The sequence below is a fragment of the Rickettsia amblyommatis genome, assembly GCF_002078335.1.
Taxonomy (GTDB): Bacteria; Pseudomonadota; Alphaproteobacteria; order Rickettsiales; family Rickettsiaceae; genus Rickettsia; species Rickettsia rickettsii.
This window is the reverse complement of sequence record NZ_CP015012.1, coordinates 1,113,178-1,129,117: the sequence shown is the minus strand read 5'-3', so window position 1 is coordinate 1,129,117 and position 15,940 is coordinate 1,113,178. Positions and strand designations below refer to the sequence as shown.

Sequence of the window (15,940 nt, the reverse complement as noted above, 5' to 3'; positions counted from 1 at the left end):
ACATCGAGCGAATTTCTCGAGCCATAAAACAATACCTACGCACAATAACAATTTCACTACTCCACAGCTTTCTCAAGATTTACTATTATAACGGGTGACTTATTAATTTCTTGTTTTAAGGTTTTACGAATTGTTCCTTTTATTGCCTCGATTACTTGTTCATCCGACAATGCTTTTTTAGCCTGTTTATTTTGAATGGTAACAAGTTCTTTAATGTCGTTTTTAATGAGGTTAACTAATGCCATATCCTCTTTCGGATCAAGCAGCCCGGGCATAGACAGCATTGGGTTTGCAGCAAGCAGTCCTTTTTTATTAATGACTACTGATGCTACCACGATACCCGACTCACGCATACGTCTTCTAGCTTTGAAAATCGGAGATTCAACGGGCAGCAAATAATTACCGTCAACAGCTAAATAACCGTTTTCAACCTTTGAAATTACTTTTGCATTATTAGGTTCAAGCAGTACTACACTACCGTTTTCAACCTTTACTGCCTGTTTTATGCCGTTTTTCTTAGCAAGCTTAACATGTTCATGAATATGTACAGGCTCACCGTGAACAGGTATACAAATATTCGGTCTAATTAGAGAATACATTTTTTGTAGCTCGTCAATCGATGGATGTCCTGAAACATGTACAAAATGGTCTCGCTCGGTAATAACTTCTACACCGGCTTTAACAAATATATTAAATAGCCTGAATATTTTCTTTTCATTACCCGGAATAATTTTTGAAGAAAAAATCATTGTATCCTTAGGAACAAGCTTTATAGACGGGTGAGAATTACTAGCCAGTTTTGCGGTGGCAGCCATAGGCTCACCTTGACAACCGGTAGCAATTACTAATAATTCTTCTCTTCTAAATCTGCTAACATCACGTTCACTAATTAGAGGAGCAATATCTTTCAAATAGTCGCTTTCCTGCGCAGCAAGCATCATACGGTGCAAACTTCTACCGGTTAAGACTACTTTTCTACTCGCAAGCCCTGCAGCATGAATTATTGTATCAAGCCGTGCTAAATTAGAGGCAAAGGTTGAAACTACTACCATTTGAGGACAACCGACTATAATATCTACTAAACTTTTTCTAACATCCCCCTCAGAACCTGAGCTTCCTTTATTAAATACGTTAGTTGAATCACAAACAAGTGCAAGCACCCCTTCATCTCCGTAAGATTTTAAAAGCTCCTCATCGGCTTTTTTCCCAAGTATCGGATCATTATCAAATTTCCAATCTCCCGTATGTAAAATATTACCTGCATCCGTACGGATCATAATTGCTTGCATTTCAGGAGCCGAGTGAGTCAGTGGCACCATCGCTAAGGAAAAAGGATCTAGATTTATTTTACTACCGGGTTTTACTTCATGAATTTTGATATTTTTAGCAAAATCATATTCATTTAAACGAATTTTTAAAAAATTTGCTGTAAAAGTAGTAGTATAAATAGGACATTTAAGGCTATTCCATAAATATTGGACTCCACCTAAATGATCCTCGTGAGCATGAGTTAAAATCAGACCTACTATATCTTTTTTATATTTCTCTATAAAGCTGCTATCAGCAATTATCATATCAACACCGGGTAAATAATCATCGGCAAAACCGCTACCACAATCAATCATTAACCATTTACCTTGATAATGGTAAAGATTAAGATTCATACCTATTTCATTAGATCCCCCTAGCGGTACAAATAGCAGATCATTTTTATGATTTTTGATGTTGAATGATGACATAATTTAACTTAATATTTATTTTATTACTTTATTCTTATAACTTATTATTAGTTAAGCGTCTATATATTAAAAAAGAAATTCATATTATGAATATAAATAAAATAGCATTGATTTATAACCAAAATTCCAAACATTTAGCTATTATAGAGGAAATAAAAAAACTCTATAATTATTGTAAAATAGAGGAAGCGGAGGTAATTATCGTAATAGGCGGGGATGGAGAATTACTACATAATATTCACCACTATATGCATCTTAATATACCTTTTTACGGAGTTAATTTAGGAAGCCTCGGCTTTTTAATGAATCTTTTAGATACCAAAAATTTATTACAAAATATACATGAAAGTACGGTTTCTATCCTAAATCCTCTTCTTATGCAAGTCGAAGACACGAGCGGTCAAATATATACGGCACTTGCTATTAACGAAGTATCGATATTTCGCAAAACTAATCAAGCTGCTAAATTTAGAATAGACGTAAACGGGATAGAGAGAATGAGCGAATTAGTAGCAGACGGAGCTTTAGTTGCAACACCTGCCGGAAGTAGTGCTTATAATTTATCTGCCGGCGGTCCTATTTTACCGCTTGAGTCAAACATGTTATGCCTAACCCCTATCTGCTCGTTTAGACCGCGTAGGTGGCACGGTGCTTTACTGCTTTCATCTGCTACGATTAAATTTGAAATACTTAATACAAATAAACGACCGGTAAATGCTACTGCCGACTTTCAGGAGTTTAATAATATCACAAATGTTACCATTAAATCTACTAAGGATAAGCCTATCACACTGCTCTTTAATAAAAACCATACTCTGGAAGATAGAATTATTAAAGAGCAATTCGGTGGGTAATTATTAAAAAATATTAATAATGTTTTGACTAAGCATTAAACTAATGTATGATGTCTTGTTAAAAATAACTAGGCATCATATATGAAATCAAAAAAGCCTTCTATTAACTTTTCCGAAAATAACCATATTGTATGGTTACCACTTAAAACTCGCAATATTACCTTAAATACAGCTATAGAATTGTACTCAGCAATAGTTAAAGATTTTGATATAAAAAATAAAGCACTATTGAAGAAATAAAAAATTCAAAATTAGCTTCAGAATTTGCTAATTTAGCAATTAAGAAGATAAAAGAGGTCAAAACCCCAAAAAAGCTATTGGAATGTGTATTACAGTTACGAAGAACTTAAAAATCATGAGTTATTTAAAGATTATGAGATTAGTGAATATAATGCTTTGATTAATAAAAATTCTAAAGTAGAAATATTTTTCAAACCTATAGCTCCAATTCTTCTAACCCTATCACTAAGATTATCAATAAATTTATCGCTAAGGAAAATATTTTTCGTTTAGCCGTAGTAGAAAAGAATATTTCATTAATGGAAGAAGTAGCGAAAGATATATTTAAATCAGCACCTATAGTTTTAAATTTACTTAAAACTATAGGAGAATGGTATCAGAAATATCTAAATATTATTATTTGTAAAACCTGAATTTCAACTTGATATTATTAAACAATTAGCAAATATAGAAGATTTTGCTATTCTAAGCTCTTTTTCTAAAATATTGCTTGCTACCAAAAATATGATGAAATAATAACATTATTTGCACCACGACTAGCGAATCTAGTAAACAATGAGCAAAAACAGGAAAGTAAATTCATCTATTTTTGCCGTTATAATCTATCAGTAGCCTATAATAATACAGAAAAATTATCATTAGACGAAGAGCAATTATTACGCATTTTAAAGGATCGACCAAACGATAGCGATTCAATCTATAACTTATTTAATATTTATTTACTTAACGAAAGGGCAACAGAAGCAAAAAATTTAATCAAAAATGCTCCTACAGATATCAAAATTTTGACAGCAATGAGTTTTAATTTAGCTGAAATTGCTGAAGCTAAATTAAATCTAATTAACCAAGACAATTTATCTAAAGATAGTAAAGAACAGTTTCAATGTTTTCAATATATTGCCAAATACAATCAATATTCTGCTGCTGAGAGAATTGTGAATGAAGCAAACCTAAAGGATGAGTGAATCGAAATTAGCAACTCCATTGGTGGTGCTATATTACTATCGACAACAGCCTTATTATATACCAAACAATATGAATTAGCTAAACAATTTATACAAAACAATACCTAAAAATAAAATAACTCCATATCTCAGTAATATCTTCCAGGACATAGCATTTTTATTAAATCCTGAAGAATATATTAACCACATTCATATCGAAGCTCTTGTTAGCAACCTTAATTTTGCACAAGCACAAGCTATAGAAAAAATTAATAAGATTATCACTTGTTTAATAGCAATTAAGAAATACGACTTAGCGTTAAAGAAAGTTGAGGAAATTTTACAATATGATAATAAAAATCAGGAAGCCACTGAGAATGGACTCACAGCTGCAAAGCTAGCTAATGATCACGAAAAGATACAGAAATATATTGGTTTATTATCACTTAAAGAAGAGCTAGAGCAGTATGAAAATCAAAATCCTATAGAAATTCATGAATATTATCAATCAATAAAAATACACATTTACTTCATACTATCGGGCAGGTTATTCCTAGTTACAGCAGTTGGAAAGTTAATCAAGAAGGAGAAATTACAAGTAATAACACTACTGCTTTAGGCAAATATCAAGGACTTGAATGTTATGGAAGAATTAGCGAAAAATTAGATAAGAAGCAATGTGATAAATTTATAAATGCCTTAAAGAAAGATATAATAATATAGACAACAGGGGGATAACGGCGTTAAATTTATCGGCAAAAAAGCAGTTGAAATTAAAATTGATGGCGACCAGCGTTTATTCACAAATATATTACATTCACACGAAGGTGAATTACTGATAAATTTTGATCATCAAGGAAATCATAATGATGTAATAAAATTCGCCGGCGAACATCATCTAGAATTTCATCAAGATTCACTATAACTTTAATAAAATTATTAATTTTTACTCAAAAGGTTGGCGTAGGTTAATAGCGGCAGATACGGTACCCTCATCTAAATAATCAAGTTCACCTCCGATAGGTATACCGCTCGCAAGGCGAGAAATTTTAGCAGGCTGCTCTTTTAAATATTCTGTAATAAAATAAGCAGTAGTCTGACCTTCTAAAGTAGAATTAGTAGCAATAATAACTTCTTTAATATTTTCTGCAAAACATCTTTTAAGTAGTTCAGGTAACCGCAGTATGCTAGGGTTTTGTCTACTAGCTGCCGATAAATTATGACCGAGTACATGATATAAACCTTTAAAATTACCGCTACGCTCCATTGCCCATAATTCAGCCACAGTTTCGACAATAGCAATAATTGATTTATCTCTATATTCAGAAGAACAAATACGGCAAATATTTTCCGTATCCATATTACCGCAAATCTCGCATTTTACTATTTTCTTATCTATCTCTACAAGATTATTAATCAGGCTTTTTAACCTTACGTCTTTATCTTGCAATAGGTAAAGCGCTATACGCCTTGCCGATCTAATACCAAGACCGGGTAATTTTGAAAAAAGATAAATTAGCTGATCTATATCATTATCATTTGTTTCATTCATAAATATACTTGTTTAATTTGAAAAATGAGCTACGTCGTATTATAAGAACTGCGGTACTCACCTATTAAGTATACGCTCCGCTCCTCGCCCTATATACTCCTTGATCTTTTCCAAATTAAACTTCGTCTATTACTTAGGAGTATATTTAAGACTTAATAACGACGGTTCCGGCTATTTTATCATGTAATGCTTGTTTTTTAGAAGAAAAAAGTATGAAAAAAATACCGATAGGAAAAGTCATATACCCTAAAAATCTTTTAATTAACTGCTTTAAAGTCGGACGATTTAATGTTATGGCATCTACGATTTTCATACGTAAAAACATTTTACTAAGCGTTGCACCTTTATAATACCAAAGCGTTATGAAATATGAGCCTATTACTAATATATTAGTAGCAAAAATTGAAATATTAAACAAAATATATTTATTAAAATTGCCTGTTTTAAGATATTCATAAAATTCCTGACTCATAACCGAGTTAAACATTTCATTGGGATTATGAAGATTAATGTTATTGCTAAGGAAATAATCATTAAAGAACAACCATAATAAATTAAAAGAACAAAATTGTGATATTGGAATTGCTATAAAGGCAAATAATGATAAATCAAGTGCCGTAGAAAAAATTCGTGCTATAAAATCAGGATAAATAATTTGCTTTTTCATTGCCAGTTACTTTATTTTGGTGTTAGAAGTAAGGGTTGTGGAAATCGTCATTGCGAGCGCCCATAGGGAGCATGGCAACCTCAGGATTTTGGCACGAGATTGCTTCGTCAAAACTTACAGTTTTTCCTCGCAATGACGATTAATGCCCCTAATCAAAATTTAATATATTACATTCATGAATCAATTTGAAGCATATAGTTTATTATTTGTTGATAGTTTTGTCTCAAATCTTGTTATAGGTTTTCAGAATGAACTAATATTTCATGCTATGAAAATGTTCGGAGGCTATAATAGTTTAATAATGCTGTTAGTAGCTATTTGTGCTTCTCTTAGCGGTAATGCAGTCAATTATATTTTTGGAAGAATAGTTTTAAATATCTTTTATGCTTCCAAAAATGCACAAAATATTTTAAGACATAAAAATTTAACAAAACTATATTATAAATATGAGATATTTATAATTTTCTTAATGGCATTTTCTTTTTGGGGAAGCTTTATTTCTTTATTCTCCGGTTTTTTTAAAACAAAATTTCTAAAATTTTTAGGTATTGGTTGTTTGGCAAAAGCATGCTATTATGCCTTAGAATTATATATATTTTAACTCATGAAAAAATTAACCAAAACTAATTCTCATAGACAACAAAAATTAGCAAGCATTATAAATGAAGCATTAATAGAAATTCTAAGGCGTGGCAAAATGCTGGATAGCAGACTTTTTGATTGTCCTCTCACTATTATGAAAGTTATAGTTACTGCTGATCTCAAAATAGCTAATTGTTATTTCTTGCCTTTTAATACTAAACTAACAATAGATGAAATTATGGATGCATTAAATAATTCTAAAAATGCTATCAGAAATTTTATTACTAATAAAATAAATATGAAATTCTCGCCTGATATAAGATTTCATTACGATCACGGATTTGATAATGCTATAAAAGTGGCACACTTATTAAAAGACCTCTGAATATAAGAATCTAATAGTTTATTAAAAAAATTATTATTAATAAATTGTTTTAATATTTAGGTTATTGTATCATGCCATATTTTAATCAGTAATGTTATAACTTAAATATGCATAACAAAATAGATAACTTAAAAGAAATAAAAGGATTAACAGGTTTACGCGGGTATGCTGCATTATGGGTATTCTTCTTACACGCCACATATAATTGGTCAGGTAACTCAATTGGAATGAATATAGCAAGATTTGGCGGTCTTGGGGTCGTAATATTTTTTGTGTTATCCGGCTTTATTTTATGTTATGTAGTATATAATACTAGATTTTATACACATACCGTTAGTTATAAAAGTTTTTTATTTGCACGTATTGCCAGAGTTTATCCCTTACATTTATTTATGCTTTTATGCGTATTAATGCAGAATCGATTTTTCCAGAAATTCTTTCACCCTCCGATAATTCTTATACTTTTCTTCTTAATGTGTTCCTTATTCAAGCATGGGGGTTCACGGATTTAGTATCTTGGAATCAACCTTGATGTTCAATAAGTACGGAAATGTTTGCATATTAATTATTTCCTTTTTTAATATCATTGATACAAAGATTATCAATAATTAAGTTATTGATAATCTTGTTATTTATATCTTATTGGATAATTTCTGCTCCTTATGCTTTTCAATGGCTGCAGACCCATATTAGTATAACGCAAGAGTACAATTTGCTTATGGTAAAAGCTTAATAATGTTTTTAGGTGTATTTATTTTTGGTTGTATAACATTTTTTATTACAAAACATATAAAATCTTTGAAACTTAATTATATTATTTATGATATTATTACATTTGTAGGCATTGCTGTTTTTGCTTATATTTTTATTATAATTAATGCAGAAACACTTTGGTGGCCGTTGGCTCATCCTTAATAATTATTGGAACATCTAATGATTCAGGATTAAATAAACTTATTTTCGATAATCCAACAACATATTTTCTAGGTTACATTTCATATGCTTTATACCTTTCTGCTTTTAATTACAGAATTTTTTGTAGCATATTACTGGATTTATCCAACTCCTTTATGGCTTAAATTTGCTACTTCGGTTACAATAGCTACTATTTTGCATTATATAATTGAAATTACCAGCTCGCCAGTTCATTCGTCAATTAAAAGTGAATAGATAGATAGGTGCTAGAGGATAAACTCAATCATTGAAAACAATAATTATCCGTTATACTAAAAACGCTTAAAAATTAAGCTTTAGTACAACAGCCCCCTAGCATACATGGACTAAAGGCTATAAATGTTTTACAATGATGAAGTTTAAACATCATTTACAAAACGATAATATCATAATAATCAAGATATTTTTAGTTACTTTTTAAACTTTAAGTATAAATCAAATAAAAAATAAATCCTTATTTTTATTAAATAACTTTAAAAGATTATTTTTTTATATTAAGATATCAGAATAATCTTTTAATAAAAATAAATAGAAAATGTCTCCTCAAATAATAGAGTTATTAATTTTTGCCGTTATTACCTTTTACATTATCAACAAATTAATTACGACTCTCGGTTCTACTTCAGAAGAGGAACAGACAAAGCAAAAATCTTATTTTGGCGAACCGGTTATTAAAGACGTAACTTACAGTACAGTTAAATCTAATAAAGAAGAAAAAAATATTCCAACAGCCCAAGATATTAAAGCTTTTAAAGATATAATAGTGGAACATAATATAACTGCGGTTGTAGATGGAATGGCACAAGTCCATAAACGCCTTCACTCCTTTGATCCGGTTAAATTCATAAATAATGCTAAAACTGCTTTTCAAATGATTATAGAAGCTGCTTATAAAAAAGATGCTAAAGAATTATCTGAGCTGATAGATAAAAGATACTTGGAAGAATTTGAAAAAATAACACCGTCCTATGGTGATTTTTTTGATTCATCGGCTTTAAGTGCAAAATATTCAGAAATTTACATGTTCGGTAATAACATATTTATTAAATTACTATTTCAAGGTAAAAATGTAGTTGACAAAATCGAAGATTTAAAAGAAGAATGGACATTTACACGTAATGCTAATACCAAAGAAGTTGATTGGTTTTTAAGCAATATTGAGAGAGTGTAGCAATTATATTTTATGACCTGAATATCATTTCCGCGAAAGCGGGAATGATATCAAAAGACTACAAAACTAATAGTAATGAGTAAAATTTTCTATATTATAGGCACTATATTAATAGTAAGTGTCGGTATTTTTATGTTTCAAACGCAAACGATAACGGATAACAATCAAATAATCCCCAGAAAAGTTTTATTCGGTAACCCTGATAAAGCAAGGGTTTCTCTAACCCACGACGGCAAATATATTCTATATGTTGCACCGAAAGACGGTGTATTAAACATTTGGCTAGCACCCTCAGATGATATTAGTAAAGCAGAAGCCATAACCCATGACAAAGGACGCGGTATTTGGTCTTATGCTAAAGCTTATAATAATAAAAATATTTTATATACCCAAGATTTTAACGGTGATGAAAATGACCGCATTTATAGCTATAACATAGAGACAAAAGAGACAAAATTACTTACTCCCACAAAAGGAGTTAAAGCCGAAATAGCCGGAGCAAGTCATAAGAAGCCAAATGAGATATTAATATATTTAAATGAGCGTAATCCTGAATATTTTGATATTTACAAATTAAATCTAGATACTCTAGAAAAAGAACTGATTTATAAAAATGATAGATTTACTGATTATGTAACCGATGAAAATTTAAATTTAAGATTCGGTAGCTTACTAGATAAAGACGGAGCTGTTGAATATTATGAATTAAAAGACGGAGAACCAAAGTTATTTACTAAGATATCAATGGAAGATTCTTTTAACACTTCCATACTTGGTTTTGATTCTAGTGGTGAAACTTTATATATGCTAGAGGGACGTAATCGTAATACCTCTGCACTTAAAGCTATAACACTAGCTACAGGTAGTGAAGAAATATTAGCCGAAGATGCAAAAGCCGATATTGGCTTATTTACAGTTCATCCCACAAAACAAACTCCGCAAGCAGTATCTATAGATTATGATAGAGTCTCATATAAAATATTAGATAAAGATATTGAAGATGATATTAAATATTTGCAATCTATTGATCGCGGTGATTTAATTATTAATAGTAGGACGCTAGACGATAAAACTTGGATCGTTGCTTATATGGCTGATAATGCACCGGTGAAATATTATAAATATGATAGGGCAAATAAAAAAGCTGAGTTTTTATTTACTAATCGCAAAGAACTTGAGCAATATAATCTTGCTAAGATGATACCGATAATTATCAAGTCACGTGACGGGCTTGATTTAGTTAGCTATATCACTTTTCCAAATGATGTAAAGCTCGATAAAAATAATATACCCGATAGAAAAGTACCTCTAATTTTAAATGTCCACGGTGGTCCGTGGGTACGTGATAGCTGGGGATACAATCCTGAGCATCAGTGGCTTGCAAATCGTGGTTACGCAGTTTTAAGTATAAATTACCGTGGTTCTAACGGTTTTGGGAAAGATTTCTTAAACGCCGGTAATTTAGAATATGCCGGTAAAATGCACACCGATTTAATTGATGGTGTTAACTGGGCTATTAAGAATAATATAGTTGATTCTGATAAAGTTTGTATTATGGGCGGAAGCTATGGAGGTTATGCAACGCTTGTAGGTCTTACCATGACGCCTGACGTATTTGCTTGCGGTGTTGACGTTGTCGGTATGTCTAATTTATTAACTCATGTGCAATCTAAAGCTCCTTATATGACACCATTGTTAAGTATATATAAAACACGTATAGGACCTTGGGATACTGAAGAAGAAAAAGAGTTTTTAAGACAAAGATCACCGATTAATTTTGTTGATAATATCAAAAAGCCTTTATTTATAGCACAAGGTGTTCACGATGTGAGAGTCGTGCAGGCAGAATCAGAACAGATTGTAAACAGCATGCAAGCAAAGCATATACCGGTAGTTTATGCACTTTACAAAGATGAAGGTCATGGATTTGCAAAACCCGGTAATAGAATCTCATATTACGCTCTTGCTGAGCAGTTTTTAGCTAAGATTTTAAAAGGAAGAGCGGAACATATAGGAGATGACTTAAAGAATGCTAATCTCATTCTGAATGATAAAGAAAAAATTAGCGGTACAGAGGCAGAAAAAATTATAGATACGGCAGTTGGGAATTAAGAAGAAACTGTCATACCGTGACTCGGTGTCACCCCGTGGCTTTTGACCACGGGATCTAGTGAAAAATACTAATAGTTATTAGTATTTTTAATTGTTTTTTAGATTCTTGCTTTCGCAAGAATGACATAGAAGAGCGAAAATGACATTAGGTAAGTTCAGAATAATTTATTGGAGTACTATCATGCTACTTACAAATACTGAAAATTCTTATGGCTTAATTGCAAAACTTTTTCACTGGATCATGAGCATTATAGTTATAGCAATGCTCGTTGTCGGTTTTTCTTAATGGATAATTTCGTAGCACTTCCTTTAAAATGGCAATTATACGGGATACATGAAGCAGCCGGTATAGTTGTTTTATCGTTAGTAATAATAAGGCTTTTATGGAAATTCTATAATGCTAATGTTTTGCTACCGGAAGATATGCCGAATTGGCAAAAAAAAGCCGCTAATATTAATATAAATTTGCTATAGCTTTTAATGTTATTAATGCCGATAAGCGGCTTCTAATGACTATTTTATCAAACCATCATATTGATTTTTATGGTTTGTTTACTATAAATTCTTTTGCTCCAGATTTACAATTTGCCAAAATCTTTAAAAAAATCCATAAAAAGGCTGCTTATTTACTGCTTTAATTATTTTGCATATACTAACTTTATTAGGAAAGATAACGTATTAAAGAGGATGTTGAATGAGTAACCTCATTATAAACTTATTGACATATAATAAATTGTGTTTTATATACAAAGTAAGATCAGATAACTTACTATATTAGTATTAAATGCCAGAGTAGTAGTCTCATAGAAAGGACAGGTAGTGATACTTAAATATATAAGCAATAAACTTGGTTTACATTCAGGCTCTGAGTTAATAATTAACTACAAAAAAATGAAATATTAGAATTGCTTCCTATAAAAAAAGATATCTATAGCTTTTTTGGTAAAGGTAAGCATAAAGCTAAAAACGGTCCGGTGGATGTAGATGAAGCTATTAATATTGCGGTTATCGAAAATGATAGGAATTGACACTAACATCTTAACTCGTACTTTTCTTGAAGATGATAAAATACAAGGTCAAGCAGCTCAAAATTTCTTAAAAAATAACATCCCTAATAAGATTTTTATTGCATCATATGCATGAATTTGTATGGGTGCTAAAAGTAAATAAATTTACTCGCCAGGAAATTTATGAAGCAGTAATTAATCTTATTGATAATTCCGGCTTTATCATTGGGCATCGAGACATAATAATATCAGCTGCTGAGAAATATATTAAAGGTAAAGCAGACTTTGCCGACTATATGATTGTTGCAGAAGGAGAAGTCAATAGTGCTAATCAGTTTATCACGTTTGATAAAGACATAGTAAGAGAAATTAAAAATGCATCTTATCCATAAAAATTAATAACAACTTAAATAAATTATTTAAAATGAATATTCATGAATATCAAGCAAAAGAGATTTTAAGAAAATACGGCGTACCTACTTCCACCGGGCTAGTTGTTACGAAAACCGCAAAGATTAATGAAACCATAGATAAATTAAATACGGAAGTATATGTAGTTAAAGCACAAATACATGCCGGCGGTAGAGGTAAAGCAGGCGGTGTTAAGGTTGTTAAGAGTAAAGAAGAAGCCAAAAAAGTTGCTCATGACATGTTTGGTATTAATTTAGTAACGCATCAAACAGGACCTCAAGGACAAAAAGTAAACCGTCTTTATATCGAATCAGGTTGTGATATTGTAAAAGAATATTATTTTAGTATAGTATTTGATAGATCGGCTAGCTGTATTACTTTCATAGCTTCTACAGAAGGAGGAGTTGATATTGAAGAAGTAGCAGAAAAAACTCCGGAAAAAATTATTAAATTTTCCGTTGATCCTGCAACTGGTTTACAAGATTTTCATATGCGAGGCATAGCTTATGAGTTAGGCTTTAAGGATAACCAAGCCAAACAGATGAAAGAAATAGTAAAATCAATCTATAATGCTTTTATTGAAACCGATGCAGCACAAATTGAAATCAACCCATTAATTGTAAATAGCGACGGGAACTTATTAGCTTTAGATGCAAAAATTACTTTTGACGACAACGGCTTATTTCAGCATCCGAATATTACGGCAATGCGTGATCATGATGAAGAAGATCCTCTAGAAACTAGAGCAGCAAATGCAGGACTTAGCTATGTAAAAATGGACGGTAATATCGGTTGCATGGTTAACGGTGCCGGTCTTGCCATGGCCACTATGGATATTATTAAACTTTACGGTGCTTCGCCTGCTAATTTCTTGGATGTCGGTGGTGGAGCTGATCGTGAGCGTGTAAAAGAAGCTTTAAAAATAATTTTATCTGATAAAGAAGTACAAGGGATTCTAGTTAATATTTTCGGCGGTATCATGCGTTGTGATATTATAGCAGAAGGGATTATTGCAGCTGCAAAAGACATAGGTATAAAAGTACCATTAGTAGTTCGTTTAGCCGGTACAAACGTTGAAAAAGGCGAAGAAATTTTATCAAATTCCGGTTTAGAAATAATACCGGCACATGATTTAGCAGATGCGGCAAATAAAATAGTTGAAGCGATACGGTAGATAACCGTCATGAGCTATGCCGGTATTGACCTTGTTGTATGGCTTGAAAAACCAGTTCAGTGTCATACCATGGCTTGACCACAGTATCCATAAAAAAATTAAAAAAGGACTGGGTCCCGCGATCAAGTCGCGAGATGACATCAAAGTAAAATAAAAACAATAAAAATTATTTAACATGGCAATATTAATAAATAAAAAAACACAAGTTATCTGTCAGGGTTTTACTGGTTCACAAGGAACTTTTCACTCTGAACAAGCGATAGCGTACGGCACTAACATGGTTGGCGGTGTTACACCCGGCAAAGGCGGTCATACTCACCTTGATTTACCTGTATATAATACCGTACATGAAGCAAAAGCAAAAACCGGTGCAAATGCAAGCGTTATATATGTTCCGCCCGGCTTTGCCGCTGATTCGATATTAGAAGCAATCGATGCCAAAATTGAAGTAGTAGTATGTATAACGGAAGGAATTCCGGTGCTTGATATGGTGAAAGTAAAACGCGCTTTAGTCGGTTCTAAAACTAGATTAATCGGTCCTAACTGCCCTGGAGTTATCACACCGGGTGAATGTAAAATCGGTATTATGCCTGGGCATATTCATAAAAGAGGAACTATAGGTATTGTTTCAAGATCAGGTACTCTAACTTATGAAGCAGTAGCGCAGACAACAGCAGTAGGACTTGGACAATCTACGTGTGTCGGTATAGGTGGCGATCCTGTTAACGGCACTAATTTTGTTGATTGTATTGAGATGTTTTTGAAAGATGATGAAACAAAAGCAATTATTATGATCGGTGAAATTGGCGGTAATGCAGAAGAAGATGCAGCTGAGTTTATCAAGCAGTCAAAAATCAAGAAACCTATAGTAAGCTTTATTGCAGGTATTACAGCACCTCCAGGTAAAAGAATGGGACATGCCGGAGCTATTATTACCGGAGGAACAGGAAGTGCCGAAGATAAGCTTGAAGCGCTACAAAGTGCCGGCGTAACTATCACTAGATCCCCTGCCGATATCGGCAAAACTATGTTGGATTTACTCAATAAAGGCTAAAGTTATTCAAGAGCAATTGCTGTCATTCCTACCAGACCTTGTTGCGTGGAGACTGAAGGTCGTCATTGTGAGGAAATCACGTAAGTAATTGACGAAGCAATTTCAGGATGCTTGACAAGATTGCCACGTCGCTTTGCTCCTTGCAATGATGATTTGGTATCCATGCAACAATGCTTTCGCGGGAATAACATAAAAAGCATTTACTGGTCTACGCAACAATTCTTAAGAACTCTTATTATCCCTAATTTCTTTAACTATATTTAGTAATTGTGGGAAATCTATTAACCCAGGTATTAATTTTGAATCAATTATATACGCAGGTACTCCTTGAATTCTAAGACTTCTAGCTATTTTCATATTTTGAGTAATTAAATCTTTAATCTCATTGCTATCGGCAATTTCTTCAATTTCCGTAGCATTTAAGCCATTCTCAGTTAACAATTCTTTTATAGATTCCTTAGAAACATCTCTTATTTTTATTAATTCATCATGAACAGCTTTGAATTTACTTGGATTAACCTTATAAACGGCTAAAACTATTCTTGCAAGATATTCGGAAGCATCTCCAAGGATAGGAAGCGGTCGTAATACAACTTTAACTTTTGGATCGTTTTGCAATAATTCATTTATAGAAGCATCGCTTTTTTTACAATAAGAACAATTGTAATCATAAAAAACAATTATTGTTACATCACCGTCTTTATTGCCTATAACAGGAAAGCTTGTGCTATCTTCAATACCTAACTTATTATCTTTGAGATAGTTATTAACTTTAGTCTCATTTTCCTGTACTTTACGTTTTTGCAACCCTTCTATTGATTCTATTATTATTTCCGGAGTTTTAAGCAAATAATCTTTGATTATTTCTTGTACTCTTTCCTCTTCACATTTTCTTGCATCTTCGCTTTGTTTAACCTCAACGGAAACCGGATTTGTAGAATAAGTTTTCATTGTTTTGAAAACAAATAAAACTCCTATCACAACTACAAACATAACCAATATTTTACCTATAATATGCTGCATAAATACCTTTTTTTAAAAATTTTATATCTTCCTAAAGTCTAAGTAACTCTATATGTCATTCCCGCGAAAGC

17 protein-coding genes and 3 pseudogenes are annotated in these 15,940 nt (G+C 31.9%); 16 read left to right on the top strand and 4 right to left on the bottom strand.

Annotation, left to right across the window (positions count from 1 at the left end):
- Positions 1 to 56: 56 nt before the first annotated feature.
- Complete coding sequence (locus tag A3305_RS06445; RefSeq protein ID WP_014392231.1) at positions 57 to 1,739, bottom strand: ribonuclease J; 1,683 nt, start codon at positions 1,737 to 1,739, stop codon at positions 57 to 59.
- Positions 1,740 to 1,825: 86 nt separating this feature from the next.
- On the opposite strand from A3305_RS06445, the gene A3305_RS06440 reads away from it, so the two are divergent.
- From A3305_RS06440 to A3305_RS09615, 4 genes are all read left to right on the top strand, one after another.
- A complete protein-coding gene (locus A3305_RS06440) occupies positions 1,826 to 2,593 on the top strand; it encodes an NAD kinase (protein ID WP_014392230.1) in 768 nt (255 codons plus the stop codon).
- An 81-nt stretch (positions 2,594 to 2,674) separates the two neighbouring features.
- Positions 2,675 to 2,833, top strand: a complete 159-nt coding sequence (locus A3305_RS10750; RefSeq protein WP_226984042.1) for a hypothetical protein — start codon at positions 2,675 to 2,677, stop codon at positions 2,831 to 2,833.
- 84 nt (positions 2,834 to 2,917) lie between these two features.
- A complete protein-coding gene (locus tag A3305_RS10745) occupies positions 2,918 to 3,106 on the top strand; it encodes a hypothetical protein (RefSeq protein ID WP_226984041.1) in 189 nt (62 codons plus the stop codon).
- Positions 3,107 to 3,627: 521 nt separating this feature from the next.
- A complete protein-coding gene (locus A3305_RS09615) occupies positions 3,628 to 3,798 on the top strand; it encodes a hypothetical protein (RefSeq protein WP_014392228.1) in 171 nt (56 codons plus the stop codon).
- A gap of 925 nt (positions 3,799 to 4,723) precedes the next feature.
- On the opposite strand, the gene recR is transcribed toward A3305_RS09615, so the two are convergent.
- Together recR and A3305_RS06420 are read right to left on the bottom strand one after the other, a co-directional pair.
- Positions 4,724 to 5,329, bottom strand: coding sequence for a recombination mediator RecR (gene recR / locus A3305_RS06425; protein WP_014392227.1), 606 nt, complete (start codon positions 5,327 to 5,329; stop codon positions 4,724 to 4,726).
- A gap of 145 nt (positions 5,330 to 5,474) precedes the next feature.
- Positions 5,475 to 5,996, bottom strand: coding sequence for an RDD family protein (locus tag A3305_RS06420; RefSeq protein WP_014392226.1), 522 nt, complete (start codon positions 5,994 to 5,996; stop codon positions 5,475 to 5,477).
- Between the two features lie 175 nt (positions 5,997 to 6,171).
- On the opposite strand from A3305_RS06420, the gene A3305_RS06410 reads away from it, so the two are divergent.
- The 12 genes and pseudogenes from A3305_RS06410 to sucD all read left to right on the top strand — a co-directional run bounded on the left by A3305_RS06410 (position 6,172) and on the right by sucD (position 14,846).
- The gene (locus A3305_RS06410) at positions 6,172 to 6,597 is read left to right on the top strand and encodes a YqaA family protein (protein WP_014392225.1); all 426 of its coding nucleotides are present in this window, start codon (positions 6,172 to 6,174) and stop codon (positions 6,595 to 6,597) included.
- A gap of 3 nt (positions 6,598 to 6,600) precedes the next feature.
- Positions 6,601 to 6,963 carry a 30S ribosome-binding factor RbfA gene (gene rbfA / locus A3305_RS06405; protein ID WP_014392224.1) on the top strand — a complete coding sequence of 121 codons (363 nt, stop codon included), beginning with the start codon at positions 6,601 to 6,603 and terminating at the stop codon, positions 6,961 to 6,963.
- A gap of 107 nt (positions 6,964 to 7,070) precedes the next feature.
- Positions 7,071 to 7,475, top strand: a complete 405-nt coding sequence (locus A3305_RS06400) for an acyltransferase family protein (protein ID WP_014392223.1) — start codon at positions 7,071 to 7,073, stop codon at positions 7,473 to 7,475.
- A gap of 977 nt (positions 7,476 to 8,452) precedes the next feature.
- Positions 8,453 to 9,088, top strand: a complete 636-nt coding sequence (locus A3305_RS06390) for a Tim44 domain-containing protein (RefSeq protein ID WP_014392222.1) — start codon at positions 8,453 to 8,455, stop codon at positions 9,086 to 9,088.
- Positions 9,089 to 9,163: 75 nt separating this feature from the next.
- Positions 9,164 to 11,200 (top strand): S9 family peptidase, encoded by a 2,037-nt coding sequence (locus tag A3305_RS06385; RefSeq protein ID WP_014392221.1) that lies wholly within the window; start codon positions 9,164 to 9,166, stop codon positions 11,198 to 11,200.
- A gap of 139 nt (positions 11,201 to 11,339) precedes the next feature.
- Complete coding sequence (locus A3305_RS11880) at positions 11,340 to 11,486, top strand: hypothetical protein (protein WP_226984040.1); 147 nt, start codon at positions 11,340 to 11,342, stop codon at positions 11,484 to 11,486.
- Positions 11,486 to 11,674, top strand: coding sequence for a hypothetical protein (locus A3305_RS11875; protein WP_226984039.1), 189 nt, complete (start codon positions 11,486 to 11,488; stop codon positions 11,672 to 11,674). The genes A3305_RS11880 and A3305_RS11875 overlap by 1 nt, the downstream gene beginning before the upstream one ends.
- Positions 11,675 to 11,680: 6 nt before the next feature.
- A pseudogene (locus A3305_RS11605) lies at positions 11,681 to 11,838 on the top strand (cytochrome B).
- Between the two features lie 181 nt (positions 11,839 to 12,019).
- Positions 12,020 to 12,228 (top strand): annotated as a pseudogene (locus tag A3305_RS06370) (AbrB family transcriptional regulator).
- A pseudogene (locus tag A3305_RS06365) lies at positions 12,215 to 12,599 on the top strand (PIN domain-containing protein). Before A3305_RS06370 ends, A3305_RS06365 begins: the two co-directional pseudogenes overlap by 14 nt.
- Before the next feature lie 32 nt (positions 12,600 to 12,631).
- The gene (gene sucC, locus A3305_RS06360; RefSeq protein WP_014392218.1) at positions 12,632 to 13,792 is read left to right on the top strand and encodes an ADP-forming succinate--CoA ligase subunit beta; all 1,161 of its coding nucleotides are present in this window, start codon (positions 12,632 to 12,634) and stop codon (positions 13,790 to 13,792) included.
- Positions 13,793 to 13,967: 175 nt separating this feature from the next.
- The gene (sucD, locus tag A3305_RS06355) at positions 13,968 to 14,846 is read left to right on the top strand and encodes a succinate--CoA ligase subunit alpha (protein ID WP_014392217.1); all 879 of its coding nucleotides are present in this window, start codon (positions 13,968 to 13,970) and stop codon (positions 14,844 to 14,846) included.
- Positions 14,847 to 15,068: 222 nt separating this feature from the next.
- Here the strand turns inward: sucD and A3305_RS06350 are convergent, their stop codons facing one another.
- Positions 15,069 to 15,869, bottom strand: a complete 801-nt coding sequence (locus A3305_RS06350; protein ID WP_014392216.1) for a DsbA family protein — start codon at positions 15,867 to 15,869, stop codon at positions 15,069 to 15,071.
- Positions 15,870 to 15,940: the final 71 nt, after the last annotated feature.